This is a genomic window from Alkalibacillus haloalkaliphilus (assembly GCF_007991275.1).
GTDB classification, from domain to species: Bacteria; Bacillota; Bacilli; order Bacillales; family Alkalibacillaceae; genus Alkalibacillus; species Alkalibacillus haloalkaliphilus.
In genome coordinates, this window is the sequence record NZ_BJYA01000013.1 from 122,333 (window position 1) to 144,472 (window position 22,140).

The window sequence follows — 22,140 nt, forward strand, 5'->3', positions numbered from 1 at the left end:
ACTTCATTGCGTTAGCATTTTGTTATCGCGGAATTCAACCTCTAAAGTGATTATTTAATTTTGAAAACGTTCCCTTACGTACTTTCATAACCCTGTTTTACTGAGGTTATTAAGATCAAAACATTGTTAGGTTATCCAATAGTTTATTTAAAAGAGTTAATATAATTTTTATAAAATGAAATGTGTTTCTAAGCCTGATATAAAATGCTACCCGGCATTGTTTTAATTTATCTACTGAATAAGGACATTCAGTTAGTCTAAAATATTATGGATTGGCAAAGATTGATGTGCTGATAAAAGAATTGTAAGGATTAAGACACAAATTTTAACAAATGCAATATTTATGTTTCCAATAGTACTATCCACAAGATATTAAATAGATAATTTCTAAATATATATGCATTAAAAAGGTTTATGGTATGGTCACGGGTTTGAGCACACCTTCTTATAAATAAATATAGTAACATTCTATCATAGTGCAATTGCTATATTATGCGGTCTTGTTTGTTTTATAGTTAGTTTATCCTTAATTATGGGGACGAAAAAAAGAGTATGAGAAATTTCAGCTCAATTTCTAACTCCTCCCTGTTCTCTAATTTAGAGTAGTCCAAACAGACTTATAGCAGGTGTCGCCTACTGCAATTAATAGCTTATAAAATCTAAAAGTTTATTTCCTAAATCAGTTATCTTAACTGTACTTAAATCCGTATTTTCCACATACTCTCCACCTAAACCACCCCATGTTCTTTCTCTAAGAATTAAATTTTTATTCTCTAGCTTTCGATCAATGTAGCTTAGAAAAGTTTGTTCTGAGGAATCTTCAATAGGTACTAAAGGTGCCTGTCCATTTCTATGTGATAAATCTACCAGTCTTTTCAAATCTGCACTTCGTAACTCACAAATCAAATCAAAATATAATAATGTTACATCATAATCTGTAAAACCATTTCTGACTGTATTTTCAAAACCTAATAATAAATATTCAGTTTTTTCATCTTCATCATCAAGTAAAATGTTTTGAATAACAGAAGTTCCAATTTTAATTCCAAAATACTCAAAGCTTTCTGATGGAATAACACTATAAATTCCTTTGATTCTATTCTCATTTTTTGCCAGACGTTTATTAAATTGTTTCATTTTAAATGCTCGAAAAAGACTCCCGATATATGGCAAAAAATCACCAACATTTTCAATATCATCTTTTGAAGATTTAATTATTTCATCAAGGTTCTTCATTTTATCACCCAAGCTTACTATTTCGACATGAAATTTTAAAATCCTCTCTAAAAAACCCAAATTATCCATCACTCGTATAGCCGATTTCAATTTTATATTAGTCGATAAATATAATTAATTTACCCTCTATTATACACCAAAAGATATTTTAAAGTTTATTGCCATGGCTTTCTACTGTCATACAACGGATACTATTATCAGTTACCAATTTTTATTTTCTGATTGCAACATACATTTTAAACGCTTGTTAACTTTCAACTAAATATGTGTTGAAAATTTGCACTTCAATGATGTACCGAACCAGAACAAAAAATAGTACAATATTGTACCTATTAATCAATATGTATTAATTTTTTTACTTTTTTAATATACAATAAAGACTTTCACAGAGTAATTTAATATAGATAAATTACTGTTAGTTGAAATTTAATTATTAATAGCACCAAGCCTTGGAAAAGCAGAAGTTGTTGATTTGTTCTTATACAATATACTCCTGAACACCAGTAGAACAAAACCATTCACTATTCCCTAATGCTTCATACATAGCTGATTTCCAGTTATTTAAATAATGTTTTTCCGCACTCTTTTGATATTCAATTAACTGTTTTCTAACACCCAACGAACCAACCTCAAAAGACAGTTTTTTTAAATAAAAAGCTTGATCATTTAGTTCCTGACTAGCATAAATACTATATAGTTCCGATAGTCCAAAAGCGTGAAAATGGTGATTAACTTTGTTATATTTTTGTGATGACCACACTGAAGGTTTTATAGTTTTAAACCTAAAACCAATCCCATTGTCATATATCACTTCTGCAAATAGCCATTTTTGGTCATTAACTCTATCATAATATGGGTGTAATTTCTCTGTTTCTCCAGCAGGAACATCTGTCCCTTTTTCCATGTTACAGTCTGTACAACAAGGAATTAGGTTTAATGGATCTACAGCGTATGTTGGGTATTCAGATTTTGGGAGAAAATGGTCTAATGTAGTAGAAAGTCTATACCCACACATTGGACATAATTTAGAACTATGTAATAGTCTGTCATAAAACACCCTCCCTGGCTGCCCTTTAACAACAAGCTTTCTATAAAGAAACCTCATCTCCTCTTTTGAAATATTTCCATTAACCGTATGTATAATAGGTATTTCTGAAAGTTTACCTGAATTCCCTTTATTATCGTACTCTTCTGAACTTCTATAAAAAAAATCTATCTCGTTAGTTACTCGATCTTTTAAATTGTAATCTTGTATGTTACTGATACAAGATTTAAGTACTTCACTATGGGTTATTATTGGTTTATCTAAAGCCCTCATTATCTATCATCCCTTGCAATAAGAAGTGAGCGCAAGATTGTTCTTGCTTCCATACCTAAATTATCATTAAACTCTTCTATAATCTCTTCATAGCTATTATGTCGTTCTATCGCATTTTTAAGAAATGTATGAAAACCCGAATCAGTTACTTCTAATCCAAAGATTTCTCTAGTCAATGTACCAATGTTTTCCCCAAACGTCTCCAATTCTGGCCTATCAAATGAAACTAAATTATTAGTTCTGTTCATTATCCAAACGCAACCACCCGGAACTTCTTGCAATATCACAGGTGAATGGGTTGCAATTAACGCTACAGCATTTCTATATATTAATAAATCAGAAAGGGCTCGCGTAAATGCAGAAAGCAAAGGCGGATGCAAGTGAATTTCCGGTTCGTCTAATATAACGAAACTTCTCTCTTCTACCGTCTCCACTAACTTAGTTATCGTTAACAGAACGATTTTATGGCCTGAACTTAAATTGTTAAAAATAGGATCAATTCTCGGTTCAAATTCTGGTTGTATTAAATATTCTATCCCCAAACCTTCAAATATTGGATCACTTTCTAAAGTTTTTATTGCTCTTTTCCAACGCTTTGTTTTTGCACTATTACTTAATGACTTTATTGATTCCTTGAACTCATTCTGTAAATCTTCTAATGATTTAGGTGTGAAACTCTCTCCTGTCTTCTTCAAAGACCCAATATTTAAATATCTTATTCCGTCAGCATCAGTGACCTCTTCAAAAACATCATGTCCAGGATCAAAAGAACTGAAAGAAACGGAAACTAGATTAGCAAACAAATCTTCAGGACTTTGACTAGTTACATCATAGGTTAACTCTCCGTATTCACTTGAATTTGTTCTTAAACGATTAATAAGATTTTTAAGTAAATTTGTCTTTCCAACTCCATTTCTACCAATAACCACGTGTATATTTGAAGGGGGTAAAGTGCCGGGCTTTACTTTTATTTTAAATTTTGAATCCATCTCGTTATTCGGAAGTACATAAGAGAAATTATATTCAGTTAGTTCAGCATTTCCATTTGCCAATCTACGATATTGTCCTTTAACGGAGGTTTTTGATACAGATCTTAGTATTGATTTTTTAGTAATGTGCAGTTCTTTAACTTCTTCATAAATTTCTTCATCCAGCGCTATATCATTAAGTCTTCTTAAAATCTGAAACCTTATTTCATCACCTAAAGAATTTAAATTATAATAGTAACTAACATCTTGACCTAAAGAAAAGAACTTTCTTTCTAATTGATTAAATGAATCAGATATAACAGGTGAAACAGCCTCTCCTCCATTATGCATTAAGTCTGTTTGCCCGATTTTAACAGTACCAATCCAATTTACCGTGTTTTCATTAGCAAGATATACCCCAAAAACAGTACGGTATTCCCACCAATCATTCCAAGAATCTTTCATTAAAAACACTATAGTCCCACTATCAGTTTTATACGGGATCTCTGTATCTTCTATTACTGAAAACTGAATGTCCATATTTATTTCCCCCACTTCCTTCATTACTTCCCCAATATAACAACGGTTCACCATATCCTTCACTTTCATTGTAATCAGATACAATCCTTATATAGAATTCATCTGAATCATCTGAAGTCCTTGCATCTTTAACCCCAGCAACAAGTTTTTTGGTATCAGTACTTTCCTCAAAATCTGATAAATTTAATTTTACTGTAATCATTATTTGATTACTTGTATCGTTTTGGTAGAAATCACTATGCATAAATCCATTTTTTCTTAATTGTTTATCAAATAAAAACCTTATTGCATACAAAAAATTTGTTTTCCCTACATCATTCATTCCAAAAATTACATTTTTGTTACTTAAACTTATTCTAGAGCAATAAAAATTTCTGAAGTTCTTAATATGAAGCTCTTCAAATATCAGATTAATCTCCTCCCGCACTTTTAACATAGGATAATTATACCATCCATGAATAATTTTCTCATTATTCAACCCTGAGAGTTCAACGAGAGTATAGTTTTTATAAAAAAGCTTCCTTAAACTACAAGAAACTTTTAGGAGATTTTAAGATTTAAATGTAATTAATTATATAAATATTAATATTCCTGATTCTCCACAATAAAGTGAGTAAAATAACTATTTACAACTGACCCTAATCATTTGTGGCTTTAACGGAAAATAAATGAAGTCAATCTCTCGACTTTATACTCAAGAGCCAGGTTCAAAAGAAAAACAAACCTTGCTTTTTATAGCAAGGTAAAAAGTAAGTATTATAAGAAATTTTCACTCCCTGATGGTTGTAACAATGCCGTCTTCTAAATAAATATACCTTTGATTGTAATATACCCATTGCTCTCTAACGCCATTAGCTGTAGTAGTTTTATTGACTTCCCTCGGTTCACCCCACGAAGACTCTTTGACTTCTTCAGCTGTCATTCCAATACTAGGATCAGAAGGCATACTCTCTAAAACTTCGATGTTTTCTTTTGTACTTTCAATTCTTTCTTTTATTTCATCTCTATGCTCAATACCAAAATAAACATGGTTAAGGATCGTATTTTTAAAAAGTCCATCATATTCTGGATCTATTGCATATTTGTATTCTAAAGCTTTTAAATTATACCTCATATCCCTGTACTTCAGAAATTGTCTACCATAATAACGAGATAAAACAAAATTTCTTATGTCATTAATATCTTCATGTTTAATATTATGTTCATCTATTATTTCCTTTGCAGCTTCAAAATCCTCATCATTAATATTGCCCAACACTTCTTTTAGTAATTTTATGCTATACCCTTCTCGAAGAGTAATCACTTGTTCTCGTAAACTTTCAACCTCTTCCTTCAATACACCCTCATAACCTTCTGGGAATTTACTATTAAGCAACTTAGCTACGGGTGAATAATCAGTTGGGTTATCTCCATGTTCCTCATACTTTGTATATACTTCAACATAGTCTATTAATTTTTGAGTCTCCTTATAGTCAGAATCTAATTCTCTAACAACAGAGCTTCCTTTCTCTATTTCCCCTTCACCCAATAATTTAGTTGCTTCTTCATATTTTTCTTCTACAGTTTGACTACATCCCACTAAAACGATTAACAGAATTAAGATTAAATATAAATTTTTCTTCATGAATATTAACCCCTATCTCAACTTGATTCTCAGCTGTATTTATGTAAATTAAATACTTATTCGTTTACTATGTGTATTTTTATTCTACTTCACTATCGAACATCCTGACCCTTTTAATAGGTATCTCCTTCTTAATTTCGTCGCTAAGCTTTTCATAGTCCTCAAATATTTCATGGATAATAGTCTTAGAATACCAAAGAAGAACCTTAAAGAATTGCTTAGGGGTTTCATTCGTAACCGATGATTTAAAACCACAACGCCGATAAGAACATAACCTATAATAAATGAGAAGAATTCAAGGTATTTCTCAGTATAGAAATTGTTGAGCTGGTTCGTTTGGTTTGTTTTTTTCCTTATAAAGGTCGTAAAACAATAAAAGTAAAGCAGCAAGGATATTTACAATAATAATAAAGTTTCCTGATGCCACCCCTAGTACTACATAGATAATGGACACGAAAAAAATGTGTAATATGCTGTCTTATGTAAATCGTATCTCTTCTTCAGAATAAACTTTGCTATTCGTGTTAATATTAATGCATTCAAAATACCACCAAAGATAATCGTGATTAAATCTGCCATTATACTCTCCCCACATTAATAACTAATATCTACTTCTTTGTTTCTCCTAATCCCATTATTCTACAATGTACTGGTGAGTTTGTTTTGTTATTCTATTTTATTCATGAAAATGATTCCGTCATTACCCAGTGAAATATTATCATCATTCTCAAAAGAATTTGGGTCGAGACCTTCAAGTCTCTTATTAATCTCTTTAAATAAACCTGAAAGATCAGGGGATGATCTAAAATGAAATTTGTTCTCTAAAATATCATATAAACTTTTAAATAAACCAATTCTATATGGAAATCTTGTACTATAAATAACTAAAAACTCCATTCCTTGTACACGTTCAATTTGAGCAAAATCTTTATTTTGAACTAAAAAGGTCATGATATTAGAGTAATAATTATGTATAGCTTTATCTCCATCAATTTCTATAAGTGTTTTATCTCCTGAAGTAGGGTCAATTGCTTCATGTCTAACATTGAAGTCTTTATTTGGATGAGTCCCAATAATCATCTTTTTTAATTTTTTGAAAGAAAAATTCCAGCTCTTAATTTTTACTAACCCGTTTTTCTGTCTCTGTTCATAATTTAATTTTATACCGTAAACGGGCTTTAATTGCGTATAAGCATTTTTAAGGTCCTCAAATTTTTCAAATCGCTCAGCATTAATTAGTGATCCTTTGGCCTCAACTAAGTATGATTGGTTTTTGTCTACATATCCCCATAAATCAGGTGAACTCTCATTTACTCTCCCTACTATTATTTCTTCATTGTTTAAATGAAGTAAATGTTTTAAATTGCAATTTTTGTACATATATGCATATGTAAAAACCATTCCGAGAAAATATGCAACTGCTCCTTTTTCAGTGGTCTCTAGTTTGTCCAAGTTTTTAAATTTCAATATATTATTAGTGATATCTTCCTCTATAAAAGCTTCAATAAAGGACATCTTCCATTCTCTTAATTCGAGTGGATAAGTCTGTTTGCTATCCTTAGATAGCCCTACTTGCCATGATAAGCGCATTAGATCGAGTTTTTTCAAAGAATAAGTTGAAGTATCTACTTGATACCTTCTTTTTATTGCTTTATATTCATCGAACTCTTCATAGAATTTATATTCTGCTTTCAAAAAAACACTCCTGCTTTTTCCATTAAATTTTTACTAGTAAGCGCTAGACTTTGCTTTAAACTTTAAAATGAATTATTCTTTATATTCAATGAAATTTCCTCTTTAATATAACTGTACTCTTAACAAAAATTATAGCAGAGTATCACGAATTATTGTTCTTTTTTCTGGAAATTAGTTAACAGTTTTTGTGCAATATTAGTCTACTATGTAACTACATAATTACCATACTAACTTGCCAAGGCAGGAGGAACATACGCTAGGAGTACTTAACCTTTGAGTCTTTATCTTGCCTTATTCTAACAACTAAGTAGGCAATAATTAGAATTGGTGTACCATATAGAAAAAAACCGCTCCAATCTAGAGGGATCACTTGCTGCCTAGTGTCTAATAGTAATAACTCTCTTTCTAAGATTTCGTGTTCAACATAAAGATTTGTTAATCTCTCATTATATTCTTGTTCGCTTACGCCTCTTGTTTCTAAATAAAAATCCTCATTTCTCTCATAATCATCAATTGACATTTCAATGCTATATATATCACTTATCAATCTATCGTACTCTTTTGAATCCCATAGAGCAAATATGCTCTTCTTTAATTTAATTTACTGAATGGAGGTCAATCAATGTTCATCCAATGTTTTTTCGAACATTGTTCAGACCGTATGATATAATCTCTTGTCCTACTATTGCCCCCCCTATTAGTACATTCCACCCTGTACCACTTTTATTTATTAACCTCATTAAACGCTCGGCCTATAACTTCCTCTTTTATCCATGCTTAAAATATATTATAGTAAAATTATGTGAATAGATTATAAAAGGAGATTGGCTAGGGTATGGGGAATAAAGTTTTCTTAAGTCATGCAAGTGCGGATAAAAAATTAGTAGATAGATTTGTAGAATTTTTACAAACTGGTTTCGATATGACTTCTTCTGATATTTATTATACTTCTCAAAGAGGAACAATTACTACAGGTAAAAATTTTATAGTTTCAATAAGAGAGAATATAAAAGATACTAAACTTGTAGTTTTTTTTGTAACCCCGAACTATTTAAAGAGTGACTTCTGCTTAAGCGAATTAGGAGCAGCGTGGGTTTTGGAAGAAAATATCTATCCCATTTTAATTAATCCGGTGAATGGAAGTAGCTTAGAAACTACACCTTTAAAGGGATTAACTCAATATTTAAAAATACGTGAAGAAGATGATTTAATGCAATTGGCAGATGAATTTAAACAGTATGGCGTAATAGAAGATTACCTTGGTTCAACTGTAACTGCAAAAGCAAGAAGTTTCATTAGAGATTATGAAGAGTTATGTCAATTTGAAGAAGATAAATTTATTTCAGTCGATGAACATGGAAAGCTAAAAAAAGAAATTGACCAAATGATTGAAAACAATGCAAATCAAGATAAAACAATTCGCGAACTTAAAGAATATATTTCATCATTAGAATCTTTAAAGAACCAAGATGAGGTAGCAGAACTAAAGTCAACTGGAAATGATGAGTGGGAACAATTTAAGGAATACATTAATGACATTAAGACTCAAATTGCTAAAGTACACCCCATGGTGATTTCAGCAATGTACCACGACAAATTTTTTGTTTCGGATTTTGGTTTTTGGCCAAAGGATAATTGGTCAACTGTAATTGAACTGCAAGCAGACAAATTTTTAGTTGTTGATGAAGGTGAATTTGAAGTTTTTCCGGACTATGACGAATTTGTTATCAGCAACCTTCTGCAAGGACTAAATACCTTTAATGATTTTATAAAAGATGGTTCAGTAACACTATATGAAATATTTGAAAATAAGTACGAAATGAACTTAGACTTTTCTTCAAAAAGAGTATGGGAGACGCTTTTTGATGTAGAAATACAAATGGAGTAAAAAACATCAAACGACTCTTTAAAAGAGTCGTTTGGTGTTTTTGAAAAAATTTCTTGAGCTTTTTAAGGCCATTTATCGTTACCATTTACTTAATACTTGATGTATTCTTATTGTTTTTTATCAAAATACCCCAACTTTCCATATGCAACTTTACCATAAAAATATAAATTACTTCTTCAACATGCTACTGCTTATTTTAATGCCTTTTAACCAAAAGATGACAAACTTTAAAAGTCTGTGTTACGCAGTATTTGTCAAATGCGAAAAGACGGTCACTTTGAATGTAATCGTCTCTTTAATATTTATTCTATTACCAGTATCATTATACTGTTCAGCTATTGATTCTGTTTTTGCAGCGCCCTATTGTGGAAATTCATTTACTTATAATCCTGTTTTATTATAACAACTATCGTTTCCTATTAATCATTCTCTACAGTTGCTGCTACTTGATCATAAATAAAATCACTAGAAATTAAGCTTTCTATTATAGATTTCCATTCCGGATTTACCTCCTCCCAAGTATCACCCCAATTCTCATTAATGAATTTGAAAGCACTATATGGCTTATTGCTACTGGGAGCAGAATAGCCAAGAAGATCTTCCATACATTCCCTTAGAACAATCACTTTAGATTCTTCACCGACAGCATCCAGAATTGGTTTATTGAAGGAGAAGGCTTTCTCTTCCCCCTTATCCCGGTCATGAATCACAAAAGGTGTTAATCCTAAAGCCCTTAAATATTTAACTAATGAAATAATCGTTGCTTTTCCCCTCGCTCTAACTACTTCCCAATTGTAAGAAAATTCTTTATACAACTCTTCTGGCATCCTCGTTAAAGATTCCCGAACAACAACTTCTTCCGTATCTCCTTCAATTATTAAAACATTTTTCGTAAAGAATACTTTACTTATATCGTCATCAATTTTAAGTAGCATTTTTATATATGATTTGTCATCATCCAATAGTTTCCGAAAAGCGTCACTCACATTAAAAGGATTACATATAACCATCTCTAAATTCTTAGTGGTACCAGCTTGCTCAATAAATGATTTTTCTATAAAAAAGGAATTGAGAACTTGATTTGCTTTCTTACTTAAATCTATCATGTAAGGAGAATGAGTAGTACAAATAATTTGATTGTTAGCCTCCAGTGATAAATCATAAATTGTATCTCTCATTTGCTTGGCCGCTTGAGGATGTAGATATATTTCAGGTTCTTCAAATGCTATTAGTAGCGGTCTAATATATTCACGTAACCGCCCCTTTCTTTGATTTTCCCTAATACTTCGGTACCTAAGCATAGCGAAAACCGCAGAACGAATAACTCCTGCTCCTTGATAATCAACAGAAGTATTAATATTACTCCCTAATTGCACATCAAAGTTAGGAGTTATAACCTGATCAGCATTTGACAAATTAGCGTTAGCTGAGAAGGCAGTTTCGGGGAAAACATCTCCAACTACTCTATTTAAATCTGTTAATAAATTAGCAAATTCGCTATTTTCATCATTAGGATCTAATTCTTTAGCTAGTTCGTTTAAATAGTGTTGAGCTTGTCGAAAATTTTCTGACTCATCTCTAACATCCTCAAAAAGGTGTTTAAGAGTTTGCATTAAAGCCCCATTATTAGCTGATAGTTCTTCACCCTTAGATTTATCAGATATTAACAAGAATTTAGGAAGTCTATGTGAAACATTCCCTGCAATTCCCCCTGGATTTTCAAACCATTCTACCACATCATGGTTAATGTCAAATAGTTCCTCATTACCAAAAGCCTCAAGTTCTTTCTCCATACTAGCTGTCATATTTTGATTAAGTTCTTTTGACGGAAATAATTCTCTAATCACCTCCACACTTAACCCATTTTCTATGTAATCCTGAATCTTTTTACAATCGTTGAAAATATCTTTTTTTACACTTTGGAATTGTTTCATTTCTACTTTATATTTCTGATCAGGTTTAAAAGTTTTTCTATAAAAGATACTCAATCCAGTGTCTTCTTGGTACCCATTTGCTTCATATTCAAAAATACGTTGTCTATTAAACCCTTTCCATTGAAAAGCTTCTTTAGGAACATTTCTAAACTCACCTGTTATTACTACCTCACTACATATTTGTTCATTTTCTTCGCTATCATTCCAAATACTGTAGAAGTCCTCACTTGGCATTTTTTGTTTATCGCTTAACAAATACTCAATAGCCTTTAATATAGAACTTTTCCCAACATTATTTGTACCTATTAAAAAAGTTGCATCAGAACACCTTACCCTAGTGTTATAGTGTCGTCTAAATCCTTCAATTGATAACGAATGTAACCTCATAACAAATCTCCTCCTTACCATTTTTAACCAATTATATCATTGTTTAAATATATTCGAAACTTTGCCGACAAAAAGTGCCTTTACATATGCTTCATATCTATATAATTGGTTAGCAATCCAGCCTAATTGTGGAATTCTATCACTTGTATATAAAACTATTAAATTTAAGTACATTCTTTCTTAAAAGAAGGTATTTATTGCGCAGTATACGTTTACTATGCATTTAGAGTAATGATTTCATATCGTATTACTCCCTGTTAATTCAATTCAAAGTCCTCTATCTTATATTAACCTAACTACTAATATTACCTTAAATATTACACCATGATTCTTATTGAAATAAATTACAAGTGGTTTGTTAATGTATTATTTTTTTTATAGTGGGAATAATGCAATGAAAAACGATGCTCAAGAGGTGTTAAATCAAATGAAAGGGCATGTCTACAGACGAGGGTGCACCTGCAAGAAAAGAAAATGTACATGTGGTGCAAATTATACCTATGTAATTGATATTGGAACTGATCCTAAAACAGGGAAAAGAAAACAAAAGTCAAAAGGTGGATTTAAAACAAAACAAGAAGCAGAAGTTGCGTTAGCAGCAATAATACATGAGATCAGGACGAGGACTTTCATCAAAGAATCTGAGGAGCTATTTAAAGACTTTGCTAGAGAATGGCTATGCTGATAACACTTTAAAAGGTGTTCACCGTACCGGCAAAATGATATTTAGAAAAGCAATTGAAATGGAGAAAATTAAAAGGGACCCAACTGAGTTTGCTTACTTAAGGAGAACAAAGAAAACAGTTCAAGACTTAGAAAGCACTGAACTACCTAATTACTTAGAGAAAGAAGAATTAAACCTTTTTATAAAAACAGCTGAAAATAAAGGCTTAGATTTAGATTACTTAATGTTCTTAACACTTTCTTATACTGGAATACGTGTTGGCGAATTAGTCGCACTCAAATGGAAGGATATAGATTTTAATAATCACACTATAAGTATTACAAAAACCTATTACAACCCTAAAAATAATACTCTTAAATACCAATTAGTTCCCCCAAAAACCCTTATGTCGAAACGTATAATTAGTGTTGATGAAGAAGTTATTAGCAACTTAAAAAAACATCTAAAAATACAGAATAAGGTTAAAATGAGATACCGTGATTCCTACCATGATGAAGGCTTTATATTTGCGAAGAAAGAACGTCACCCTGGCTATCCAATATTAGTCAAGGTTGTTGAAACTAGAATGAAACGTTTATTAAAATTATCAGGGCTTAATGAAGCTCTAACACCTCATTCTCTAAGACATACCCATACATCATTACTTGCCGAAGCAAGAGTTAGTTTAGAAATTATCATGGAAAGATTAGGCCATTCTGATGATCAAACAACCAAAAATATATATCTACATGTTACAAAAGATATGAAAAAAGAGGCTTCTCAAAAATTTGGTCAATTAATGAGAAGCCTAAAATAATATCCTCAATGTTAGCAAAATGTTAGCATTTTACTAATTTCATTTCTAAAATCCTTATATATCAAGGGTTAGAGATGCTTATTACATCATGCCCGGCATACCGCCGCCCATTGCTCCCATGTCAGGTGCTCCACCTTCTTTTTCGTCTGGGTGATCTGCTACAACCGCTTCAGTTGTTAGGAACATTGCTGCAACGGATGCTGCGTTTTGTAGTGCTGAACGCGTAACTTTTGTTGGGTCAACGATGCCGTTTTCAACCATGTTTACCCACTCGCCAGTTGCTGCGTTGAATCCAGTGCCAACTTCTTCACCTTTTAGACGTTCAACGATGATTGAACCTTCAAGGCCTGCGTTGTGTGCGATCTGACGTACTGGCTCTTCCATTGCGCGAAGTACGATGCTTGCACCTGTTGCTTCGTCGCCTTCTAATTGTAGTTCAGCTACTTTGCTGTAGATGTTTACTAGTGCTGTACCACCACCAGCAACAATACCTTCTTCAACAGCTGCGCGTGTTGAGTTTAATGCGTCTTCGATACGTAGCTTTTTCTCTTTCATTTCTGTTTCTGTAGCTGCACCAACTTTGATCACTGCTACACCGCCAGCTAATTTCGCTAGGCGCTCTTGTAGTTTTTCTTTATCGAAGTCAGAAGTTGATTCTTCTAACTGTGCACGTAGTTGGTTTACACGACCTGATAGCTTTTCTGGGTCGCCTGCTCCTTCTACTACTGTTGTGTTTTCTTTCGTTACAACAACTTTAGATGCACGACCTAATTGGTCAATTGTAGCGCTCTTAAGGTCTAAGCCTAAGTCTTCAGTGATCACTTCTGCACCAGTTAATGTCGCAATATCTTCTAGCATTGCTTTACGACGATCACCGAAACCAGGAGCCTTAACTGCTACTGCATTGAACGTTCCGCGAAGCTTATTCACAACTAATGTTGCAAGTGCTTCACCTTCAACATCATCAGCAATAATTAATACTGGCTTGCTTTGTTGTACAACTTGTTCTAATACAGGAAGAACCTCTTGAATGTTAGAAATCTTCTTATCTGTAATTAGGATGTAAGGGTCTTCTAATTCCGCTTCCATCTTGTCTTGGTCAGTCACCATGTATGGAGAAGCGTAACCACGGTCAAATTGCATACCTTCTACAACTTCTAACTCTGTGTTGAAGCCTTTAGATTCCTCAATTGTAATAACTCCGTCGTTACCAACGCGCTCCATTGCTTCAGCGATTAAAGAACCAACTTCTTCATCAGCTGAAGAGATTGAAGCAACTTGAGAGATTGATTCTCTTCCTTCGATTGGGTTTGAGATTGTTCGTAATTCTTCAGTTGCTACTTCTGTCGCTTTTTCAATACCGCGACGGATTCCTACTGGGTTTGCACCTGAAGTGACGTTCTTAAGACCTTCACGAATCATTGCTTGCGCTAGTACTGTTGCCGTCGTCGTACCGTCACCAGCAATTTCGTTCGTCTTAGAAGCAACTTCTGATACTAATTGTGCACCCATATTTTCAAAATGGTCTTCAAGGTCAATTTCTTTTGCGATTGTTACACCATCGTTTGTAATAAGTGGTGAACCGAACTTCTTATCTAGAACAACGTTACGTCCTTTTGGTCCTAATGTTACTTTTACTGCGTCTGCTAGAGCATCAACACCTCTTAGCATAGAACGACGTGCGTCTTCACTAAATTTGATCTCTTTAGCCATGATCAATACCCTCCTCGAATGTTTTAATCTCTAATAACAAAATTATTACTGTACAACTGCTAAAATATCGTTTTCGCGTAATACTAAGTATTCTTTACCATCTTTCTCAACTTCTGTTCCAGCGAACTTAGAATAAACGACTGTATCGCCTTCACTTACTTCTAAAGCCACTTTATCACCATTGTCTGTTACGCGGCCTGAGCCTACAGCAATGACTTTACCTTCTTGTGGCTTTTCCTTTGCAGAATCAGGTAGTACGATTCCGCTTGAAGTCGTTTCCTCTTGTTCTACAACTTCTACAATTACGCGATCTCCTAGTGGTTTTAACATAATCAAAACCTCCTCTGATTTATATGTTGAAGATGATTATTAGCACTTAACATCGGTGAGTGCTAATTCCAATTATTATAATAAATAATCACGAAATTTTTTGCAAGTAAAAACCACAAAATTTTTGTTTCCTCTATTTATTTAGTATAGAATAGCTTTTAGATACTACAATGGTTATAGCAGACATATTAGAAAGGGACGATTATAGTGCCGAGAAGATATTGGGGAATACTGATTGTTTACATTATTGCACAACTACTACCAGGGATTATTTTAGTTAATATCCATTATCCTGAAAGTCCATCGATTGATGACATGGTTTACTGGACTTTAGGTAGCATGGCCATTGCAACATTATGGATTTTATATCTATTAAGACAAGACATGGCAGAAGTGAATATGAGAAGTGGACCGACAACAGGAGAAATTGTGAAGTGGTCTATTATAGGTGTGTTTTTAGCTTATGCAGTACAGATCGTTGCTAACATGATTAACATATATGTGTTAGGTATTGATGGTGGTTCTGAGAACACGCAAAGTATTATGGAAATTATCGATGCAAACATTTGGTTTATTATATTGCCGATTGTTTTTGCACCAATATTAGAAGAGATTATTTTCCGTAAAATTATTTTCGGTGAATTATATAAACGCACGAACTTTATCATTGCCGGTATAATTTCGGCATTAATTTTCGCAGCGGTTCATATGGACTTTACGTTCATTTTGACTTATACTGCTATGGGGTTTGCCTTTGCTTACCTATATGTCAAAACTAAACGTATTATTGTGCCGATCATCGCACATATGGCGATGAACGCGATTGTTGTATTAATTCAAATGAATGTAGATATTGATGAATTAGAAAGACAACTAGAAGAATTTGAGAACGCAATGATGATTTTCTTTGGAGGATAATGTATGAAACTTTCACCACTGTTTTTAGCATGGGTTTATCTGATCATGGGCGCTTTGTTCGTATACATTGGTATACAGTACGCTGATGAGACGGTTTGGAACTTCGCAACGATTATTTTCGCACTGATTGCGACGATTGATTTTGTCGTTGCCTTTAGATTGTTCGGTGTCCATAGTGCTATGAAAAACAAAAAAGATCAATAAATATTGAACCCGCAACGTATGGCGTTGTGGTTTTTTTTATGGCTTAGAACTTTTTTACTAAATAATCTATTTTTATCTAGCATATCAAATAGTTAAACTGAATAATCATTAAACAAGCCTCCACTTTTTCAAATATCATAATTTTCTGAAATAATCTTGTTTTATCTACAAAATTCCATTATTATTAACAAAGGGAGGACAAATTTTTACAAGGGAGGAATACGATGCAAGAGACTGTGATTGATTGGTTAGGGACTATAGGTGATATAGTCTGGGGACCATGGTTGTTAATTTTACTAGTTGGTACTGGTATATTCTTAACAATTAGACTAAGCTTTTTGCAATTTAAAACTCTACCTTATGCTTTGAAACTATCTTTTAGTCCAAAAAGACAAGACAAAAAATCTGAAGGTGACATTTCTCACTTCCAAGCATTGACGACCGCATTAGCGGCGACTATTGGTACTGGTAACATCGCTGGTGTTGCAACAGCCGTTGTACTTGGTGGTCCAGGTGCTGTCTTTTGGATGTGGATCTCGGCCCTATTCGGTATGGCAACCAAGTATGCCGAGGCAATTCTAGCTGTTAAGTACCGTGTTAAAGAGCCAAGCGGTAAAATGGCTGGTGGACCGATGTACTATATCGAAAAAGGTCTTAAGATGAAATGGCTTGCTGTATTGTTCGCAATCTTCGGCGCCATTGCAGCTTTCGGTATTGGTAACATGGTTCAGTCGAACTCAGTATCAGACGTATTAGATGATACGTTCAGTGTGCCTGTAGTCGCAACAGGTGTTGTACTTGCTTTGCTTGCTGGTTTAGTTATTCTTGGTGGTATTAAGAGTATCGGTAAAGTTACGGCTTATATCGTACCGTTTATGGCATTATTTTATGTCATTGGTGGTTTAGTCATCTTATTTACAAACTTAGAGATGGCTGGCCAAGCGATCGCATTCATCTTTACGGACGCATTTACAGGTGAAGCCGTTGCAGGTGGTGCCATTGGTGCTGTAATCCGTTGGGGTGTTGCTCGAGGCGTATTCTCAAACGAAGCTGGTTTAGGTTCTGCTCCTATTGCTGCAGCTGCTGCTCGAACAGATTACCCTGGTCGACAAGCGTTAGTATCCATGACACAGGTGTTTATTGATACAATCGTCGTTTGTACAATTACAGGTGTTACGATCGTAATGGCTGACATGTACTTAGCTGGTGAAGAAGGTGCAAGCTTAACATCACAATCATTTGAATTCTTCTTAGGACCAACTGGTTCAATGATCGTCTCAATTGGTCTAGTATTCTTTGCTTTCTCTACGATCCTAGGTTGGTCATACTACGGAGAAAAATGTTTCGGTTACTTAACGAAACACCGTGGTTTAACAGGATACAGAGTAGTGTTCATTCTATTCATCTTCGTAGGTGCAATTGTTCAATTAGATGTTGTATGGTCATTCGCTGACGTTATGAACGGCTTAATGGCTGTACCTAACTTAATTGGATTACTCCTACTATCAGGTGTAGTAGTTAATGAGACTCGGAAATTTATTAAAGTTAGAAAAGAGGAAGAAGCAGCAGAAAAGGCCGGTTCTCCACCAACTGAGTCTTAACGCTTTACCTCATATAAGAAGGTGACTTCGGATTTATTCCGAGTCACCTTTTTTGTTGGGTTTGTTTGTGTTTGTGGGTAGGGTTTTGGCGTTCGTGGAATTAATTTGGCGCTCGGGCTGTACTTTCTGGCGCTCGTGGAATTAATTTGGCGCTCGGGCTGTACTTTCTGGCGCTCACGAGATTATTTTGGCACTCGGGCTATACTTTTTGGCGTTCGTGGAATTATTTTGGCGCTCACTAGATAACCCAAGTATTTACAACGGTTAGATTCCGCCTTCACATAATGACACAACCACGTCCTAGTGCTACAATAATCCGTATATTAGTAAAAGAGGGATGATCAACGTGACATCAAAAGTTAAACTTCGTGATTTAGTAGAGGCAATGGATACTCAAACTGATTATCATATTGATTTTATAAATATAAAATCTGGTGAAATAGTCAGTATAACAAATGAAATTTTTAACGTAGCAGAAGATACAGAACCCTTTGATAATAAGTTACCTGACTGGCAACAAGAGGAGTTGAAACTAGCTCACGAAATCTTGGATAATGAAAACCAATACATAGAGTTGCCATCAAAATTTGATATTAATGAGTATAAGATGATGGAAGATTTTTGTTATAACTTTGACAATTCACAAGTTCAATCTGATCTATTGCAAGCCATAAGAGGAAGAGGAGCATTTAGAAGATTTAAAGATAAACTAATCAAGTTAGGCTTAGACCAAGAGTGGTTCAACTTTCGAGACGAACGCTACAAAGAGATTGCAATTGAACTTTGTAACAACCATGATTTAGAGTATGAAGACTAGAGAAATGAGTGTTTTTTATGAGTAAAGAAAAAATTGAACAAAACGTATATCGACATGGGAAAGTGCTAATTCAGGAAAAAGGATACATCAGTCCAATCGATCTATTAATCAAAATGGACCGAGTCACACCAAAACAAGTGAATGACTGGCGATTAAAAAAGATACCTAATATTGAAAGCGTTACTGTAGGTAATTTATCCAAAATCAATCATACTCTAAAAACGTTACAAAAATTTGCGAAGGAGCAAAACTTAAAACCTTCTATGACAATCTATAAATCTTGGGGAAAAGGACCTAAGAAAACTCTTCAATTCTCGAAAAAAGGGAATGCATATATTGAAGAAGTATATTCCACCCATTATGTGGGGGTCAAACCTAAATAAAATTGAACCCTCCTTCTTGATTGCTAATAAAGTAGATCAGATGGAGGGCTTCTAGATATAACAAGAAAATTTGTTCTCACTTACTTTTGACTCACGAGATTAATTTGGCGCTCGGGCTATACTTTTGGCGTTCACGAAAATTTATTGGCGCTCGCGATATTTTATCGGCGTTCACGAGTTTTTATCAGCGCTCGGAACCAATTTATCAGCGTTCAGACCCACTTTATCAGCGCTCACGATATTTTATCAGCGCTCGGATCCAGTTTATCGGCGCTCACAACTTTTTATCAGCGCTCAGCTGAGAATATCAGACTTTCTCAATACACGTCTCATCATTATTCCTCGGACTGTTCACATAAGTGCTTACTTCATAGTAGTCGAGTGGGATATCTGATACATCATTTACCCATTCTTTCATCTCACTTGGCTCTTTTGCTTCGAAGTCGATCCAATCTTGTTCGTACTCTCTCGGCAAGATGACAGGCATACGGTGATGGATTGGTTCAATTGTGTCATTTGCTTCCTTTGTTAAAATGGTGCATGTAACGATTTTCTCACCTGCAGAGTTTTGCCACCTATCCCATAGTCCAGCGAAGGCAAAATAGTCATGATCTGGTGGGTAAATTCGAACAGGCTTCTTCTCTCCGTCAACTTTCACCCACTCATAAAAACTATCAGCTAAAATTAAGCAACGCCGCTTCGTCATTAACCTTTTAAAGCTCGGCTTTTCATCGGCTGTCTCTAATCTTGCGTTAATCATTTTCGAGCGCATGCTTTCATCTTTTGCCCACGATGGGATCAAACCCCAGCTCATCTTCCCTAATCTATTACTAGATCCATCATGTACAACAGCTAACACATCTTGAGTTGGAGCAATATTATAACTCGGATCCCAGTCAACATTGTCGACATTAAAATGTTGTTTTAAGAAACGCTCTCCTACTGTTAAAGTAAAACGACCACACACTACTGATCACTCCTCTTCGTCCTCAACACCCTTCATCTTAAATGCTGCAGGAATAGCTAATGCAATAATAACTGCTGCTATAATAAAGGCTTCATTAATCGCTTGTAATGTCGCTTCTTGAACGGTGTATTCATCAAGCAAAATCATATGGCCTCTTCTTAACTCATAATAAACTGAGAAAAAGACGATTCCTAATGAAGATGCAAACTGTCTAATTAAGTTATTCATTGCTGAACCTTGAGCCACTAAATGTTCAGGAATTTTGTTCATTCCAGCTGTTGTTGCTGGCATGTTACCAAAACCTAAACCTGCACCGTGCACAATGTAGATCACAACAATCACCCAAAAAGCAGTCGTTAGCTCGATAAATCCAAATGCTAAGCTTGCCCCTGAAAGAATAGCCAATCCAGTTGGAATAACAACTCTCGGCCCTTTCTTATCAAGCAGCTTACCACCTATATTCATAAACAAACCACTAACTAAAGCACTCGGTAGAAAAATTAAGCCAGTTGCAATCATGCCGAGTTCAAATGCTTCTTGGATCATATACGGGATTAAAAATAACCCTGAAAACAGTCCAATAGAAGAAGCTGACGTTACAAAGATCGAATAACGATATGTTTTTATTTTAAATACGCGTAAGTTAAGTAAAGGCTGTTCTCTTCGTAATTCATATTTCACAAAGACGATAATTAAAATAATGCCGACAACTAATAAAAGCGCATTGTTCAAGCTAACTAAAGCTTCTAACTCTCGCCCTTGACCTAACACGTAAAGGACTGAACCTACTCCAAGTGTAACCATTATAAAACCGATGTAATCAAAACGAATACTAGGGTTTGATGGTGTAGGCTTTAAATATTTAATTGAGAAAAATAGACTGAGTAATGCAAATGGTAAATTGACGAGGAATAAGAAAATCCAATTAAAGCTTTCTGCAATGACACCACCAACTGTAGGACCAATAGCTGGCGCAATCATAACGGAAATACCATATGTTCCAACTGCGAAGCCACGTTCATTTTTCGGAAAAGCATTAAAGATTAACGCCATCGCATTTGGCATCATAAGACCACCAGCAATACCTTGTATAGCACGGGCGATAATAATCATACTTAACGTTTGAGACATAGCTCCAAGAATTGATGCGAAAGTAAATAACAGTACCCCAACTATGTAAATTGTCTTCTTACCGAACCGATCACCTAAGTAACCCGTTAACGGCATCGTCATCCCCATAGCGATCATAAATATTGTTAAAATCCAGCTTACTCCTACGGCATCTGAATCGAATATATGCATAAATTCCGGTAACACCGGGTTTAACATACTATTGTTTAATATTACGGTAAACGTTCCGAATAGAACTGATAATACGACTAGCCATTTATTTGGTAACTTACTCATAAATTCTTTCTCCCTTAATTAATTCGTCTCACGAACTATTGTACTTCTTTTAGACAATAAATGAAAGATAATAAATAAAAATGAGAGGGGGGTACCCTCTCTAATTTTTCAAGAAATAAATTAAAGACTGAAGTTCGACTGATAAATCGATATGATGAACTCTAACAGTATCAGGAACAGACAATCGTGAAGGTGTGAAGTTCAAAATGCCTTCTATCCCTGCATTAACTAACCGTTCTGTCATCTCATCTGCAGCTTGCATCGGTACAGTTAAGATCGCAACTGTAATTTCTGTACGTTTTAACTCTTTCTCTAAGTCATCAACGCTATAGATTGGGACACCACCAATTGTCTTGTCTACCTTATCATTTGTGTCGAATGCAATCTCTATTTTCGTATTGTTATTTTTTATAAAATTATAATTTAATAAGGCTGTTCCTAAATTCCCCACTCCAACTAAAGCAACGCGAGAAATCTCATCTTGATCGAGCGTCTTTCTAAAGAAATAAATTAAATGTTGAATATCATAACCATATCCTTTACGGCCTAACTCGCCAAAATACGAGAAGTCCTTACGAATCGTTGCTGAATCAACTTTTAATGCTTCACTTAGCTCTTTAGACGAAACGCGTTGTTTCCCTTGTTGGTGCAAATTATTTAAATGTCTATAATAAAGTGGTAATCGCTTTGCTGTAGCTTGAGGTATTTTATTTTCTTCCATCGTTTAAG

The 22,140-nt window shown here is 34.2% G+C and carries 20 protein-coding genes and 1 pseudogene; 7 read left to right on the forward strand and 14 right to left on the reverse strand.

The genetic code is table 11. The annotated features are described in order from the left end of the window. Window positions 1–642 precede the first annotated feature (642 nt). The 8 genes from AHA02nite_RS10020 to AHA02nite_RS10055 form a co-directional block, all read right to left on the reverse strand. Complete coding sequence (locus AHA02nite_RS10020) at window positions 643–1,296, reverse strand: hypothetical protein (protein ID WP_218025415.1); 654 nt, start codon at window positions 1,294–1,296, stop codon at window positions 643–645. 418 nt (window positions 1,297–1,714) lie between these two features. Further along, window positions 1,715–2,554, reverse strand: a complete 840-nt coding sequence (locus AHA02nite_RS10025) for an HNH endonuclease signature motif containing protein (RefSeq protein ID WP_146816907.1) — start codon at window positions 2,552–2,554, stop codon at window positions 1,715–1,717. Further along, window positions 2,554–4,062, reverse strand: a complete 1,509-nt coding sequence (locus AHA02nite_RS10030) for an ATP-dependent nuclease (RefSeq protein WP_146816909.1) — start codon at window positions 4,060–4,062, stop codon at window positions 2,554–2,556. The genes AHA02nite_RS10025 and AHA02nite_RS10030 overlap by 1 nt, the downstream gene beginning before the upstream one ends. After that, entirely contained in the window at window positions 4,016–4,540 is a 525-nt protein-coding gene (locus AHA02nite_RS10035) for an AAA family ATPase (protein WP_170236055.1), read from the reverse strand. Before AHA02nite_RS10035 ends, AHA02nite_RS10030 begins: the two co-directional genes overlap by 47 nt. Window positions 4,541–4,831: 291 nt before the next feature. Next, window positions 4,832–5,686, reverse strand: a complete 855-nt coding sequence (locus tag AHA02nite_RS10040; protein ID WP_146816913.1) for a hypothetical protein — start codon at window positions 5,684–5,686, stop codon at window positions 4,832–4,834. A gap of 435 nt (window positions 5,687–6,121) precedes the next feature. Next, entirely contained in the window at window positions 6,122–6,265 is a 144-nt protein-coding gene (locus tag AHA02nite_RS15145; protein ID WP_170236056.1) for a hypothetical protein, read from the reverse strand. A gap of 87 nt (window positions 6,266–6,352) precedes the next feature. Continuing rightward, window positions 6,353–7,381 (reverse strand): hypothetical protein, encoded by a 1,029-nt coding sequence (locus AHA02nite_RS10050; RefSeq protein ID WP_146816915.1) that lies wholly within the window; start codon window positions 7,379–7,381, stop codon window positions 6,353–6,355. A 256-nt stretch (window positions 7,382–7,637) separates the two neighbouring features. After that, window positions 7,638–7,928: a hypothetical protein gene (locus AHA02nite_RS10055; protein WP_218025416.1), complete on the reverse strand. Its 291-nt coding sequence runs from the start codon at window positions 7,926–7,928 to the stop codon at window positions 7,638–7,640. 288 nt (window positions 7,929–8,216) lie between these two features. Here AHA02nite_RS10055 and AHA02nite_RS10060 point away from each other — a divergent pair, with 288 nt between their 5' ends. After that, on the forward strand, window positions 8,217–9,269 hold the full coding sequence (locus tag AHA02nite_RS10060; RefSeq protein ID WP_146816919.1) for a toll/interleukin-1 receptor domain-containing protein: 1,053 nt from the start codon (window positions 8,217–8,219) through the stop codon (window positions 9,267–9,269). A 419-nt stretch (window positions 9,270–9,688) separates the two neighbouring features. Here AHA02nite_RS10060 and AHA02nite_RS10065 read toward each other — a convergent pair whose 3' ends face one another. Further along, complete coding sequence (locus tag AHA02nite_RS10065) at window positions 9,689–11,590, reverse strand: AAA family ATPase (RefSeq protein ID WP_146816921.1); 1,902 nt, start codon at window positions 11,588–11,590, stop codon at window positions 9,689–9,691. A gap of 427 nt (window positions 11,591–12,017) precedes the next feature. Between AHA02nite_RS10065 and AHA02nite_RS10070 the strand changes: the two are divergent. Then, window positions 12,018–13,071: pseudogene (locus AHA02nite_RS10070) on the forward strand (site-specific integrase). 81 nt (window positions 13,072–13,152) lie between these two features. Here AHA02nite_RS10070 and groL read toward each other — a convergent pair. Beyond that, window positions 13,153–14,784, reverse strand: coding sequence for a chaperonin GroEL (groL, locus tag AHA02nite_RS10075; protein ID WP_146816923.1), 1,632 nt, complete (start codon window positions 14,782–14,784; stop codon window positions 13,153–13,155). 45 nt (window positions 14,785–14,829) lie between these two features. After that, window positions 14,830–15,114: a co-chaperone GroES gene (gene groES, locus AHA02nite_RS10080; RefSeq protein ID WP_017187341.1), complete on the reverse strand. Its 285-nt coding sequence runs from the start codon at window positions 15,112–15,114 to the stop codon at window positions 14,830–14,832. 207 nt (window positions 15,115–15,321) lie between these two features. Between groES and AHA02nite_RS10085 the strand changes: the two genes are divergently transcribed. The 5 genes from AHA02nite_RS10085 (at window position 15,322) to AHA02nite_RS10105 (ending at window position 19,037) form a co-directional block, all read left to right on the forward strand. Beyond that, window positions 15,322–16,032: a CPBP family intramembrane glutamic endopeptidase gene (locus AHA02nite_RS10085; protein ID WP_146816925.1), complete on the forward strand. Its 711-nt coding sequence runs from the start codon at window positions 15,322–15,324 to the stop codon at window positions 16,030–16,032. A gap of 3 nt (window positions 16,033–16,035) precedes the next feature. After that, complete coding sequence (locus AHA02nite_RS10090; RefSeq protein ID WP_146816927.1) at window positions 16,036–16,236, forward strand: YdiK family protein; 201 nt, start codon at window positions 16,036–16,038, stop codon at window positions 16,234–16,236. 224 nt (window positions 16,237–16,460) lie between these two features. Beyond that, the gene (locus AHA02nite_RS10095; protein ID WP_146816929.1) at window positions 16,461–17,837 is read left to right on the forward strand and encodes an alanine/glycine:cation symporter family protein; all 1,377 of its coding nucleotides are present in this window, start codon (window positions 16,461–16,463) and stop codon (window positions 17,835–17,837) included. 337 nt (window positions 17,838–18,174) lie between these two features. Beyond that, window positions 18,175–18,654: a UPF0158 family protein gene (locus tag AHA02nite_RS10100; protein ID WP_146816931.1), complete on the forward strand. Its 480-nt coding sequence runs from the start codon at window positions 18,175–18,177 to the stop codon at window positions 18,652–18,654. Window positions 18,655–18,671: 17 nt separating this feature from the next. Beyond that, window positions 18,672–19,037, forward strand: a complete 366-nt coding sequence (locus AHA02nite_RS10105; protein ID WP_146816933.1) for a hypothetical protein — start codon at window positions 18,672–18,674, stop codon at window positions 19,035–19,037. 307 nt (window positions 19,038–19,344) lie between these two features. On the opposite strand, the gene AHA02nite_RS10110 is transcribed toward AHA02nite_RS10105, so the two are convergent. From AHA02nite_RS10110 to AHA02nite_RS10120, 3 genes are all read right to left on the reverse strand, one after another. Then, window positions 19,345–20,004: an SOS response-associated peptidase gene (locus AHA02nite_RS10110; protein WP_146816935.1), complete on the reverse strand. Its 660-nt coding sequence runs from the start codon at window positions 20,002–20,004 to the stop codon at window positions 19,345–19,347. Between the two features lie 6 nt (window positions 20,005–20,010). Further along, the gene (locus AHA02nite_RS10115; protein ID WP_146816937.1) at window positions 20,011–21,411 is read right to left on the reverse strand and encodes a DHA2 family efflux MFS transporter permease subunit; all 1,401 of its coding nucleotides are present in this window, start codon (window positions 21,409–21,411) and stop codon (window positions 20,011–20,013) included. A gap of 100 nt (window positions 21,412–21,511) precedes the next feature. After that, on the reverse strand, window positions 21,512–22,132 hold the full coding sequence (locus tag AHA02nite_RS10120; RefSeq protein ID WP_146816938.1) for a redox-sensing transcriptional repressor Rex: 621 nt from the start codon (window positions 22,130–22,132) through the stop codon (window positions 21,512–21,514). Between the last annotated feature and the right edge of the window lie 8 nt (window positions 22,133–22,140).

Bases quoted from the DNA above. Each gene is read 5' to 3' on its own strand.
- AHA02nite_RS10025 (WP_146816907.1), bottom strand. From the start codon at position 2,554: ATGAGGGCTTTAGATAAACCAATAATAACCCATAGTGAAGTACTTAAA.
- AHA02nite_RS10030 (WP_146816909.1), bottom strand. From the start codon at position 4,062: ATGGACATTCAGTTTTCAGTAATAGAAGATACAGAGATCCCGTATAAA.
- AHA02nite_RS10040 (WP_146816913.1), bottom strand. From the start codon at position 5,686: ATGAAGAAAAATTTATATTTAATCTTAATTCTGTTAATCGTTTTAGTG.
- AHA02nite_RS15145 (WP_170236056.1), bottom strand. From the start codon at position 6,265: ATGGCAGATTTAATCACGATTATCTTTGGTGGTATTTTGAATGCATTA.
- AHA02nite_RS10060 (WP_146816919.1), top strand. From the start codon at position 8,217: ATGGGGAATAAAGTTTTCTTAAGTCATGCAAGTGCGGATAAAAAATTA.
- AHA02nite_RS10065 (WP_146816921.1), bottom strand. From the start codon at position 11,590: ATGAGGTTACATTCGTTATCAATTGAAGGATTTAGACGACACTATAAC.
- groL (WP_146816923.1), bottom strand. From the start codon at position 14,784: ATGGCTAAAGAGATCAAATTTAGTGAAGACGCACGTCGTTCTATGCTA.
- groES (WP_017187341.1), bottom strand. From the start codon at position 15,114: ATGTTAAAACCACTAGGAGATCGCGTAATTGTAGAAGTTGTAGAACAA.
- AHA02nite_RS10090 (WP_146816927.1), top strand. From the start codon at position 16,036: ATGAAACTTTCACCACTGTTTTTAGCATGGGTTTATCTGATCATGGGC.
- AHA02nite_RS10095 (WP_146816929.1), top strand. From the start codon at position 16,461: ATGCAAGAGACTGTGATTGATTGGTTAGGGACTATAGGTGATATAGTC.
- AHA02nite_RS10100 (WP_146816931.1), top strand. From the start codon at position 18,175: ATGATCAACGTGACATCAAAAGTTAAACTTCGTGATTTAGTAGAGGCA.
- AHA02nite_RS10105 (WP_146816933.1), top strand. From the start codon at position 18,672: ATGAGTAAAGAAAAAATTGAACAAAACGTATATCGACATGGGAAAGTG.
- AHA02nite_RS10115 (WP_146816937.1), bottom strand. From the start codon at position 21,411: ATGAGTAAGTTACCAAATAAATGGCTAGTCGTATTATCAGTTCTATTC.
- AHA02nite_RS10120 (WP_146816938.1), bottom strand. From the start codon at position 22,132: ATGGAAGAAAATAAAATACCTCAAGCTACAGCAAAGCGATTACCACTT.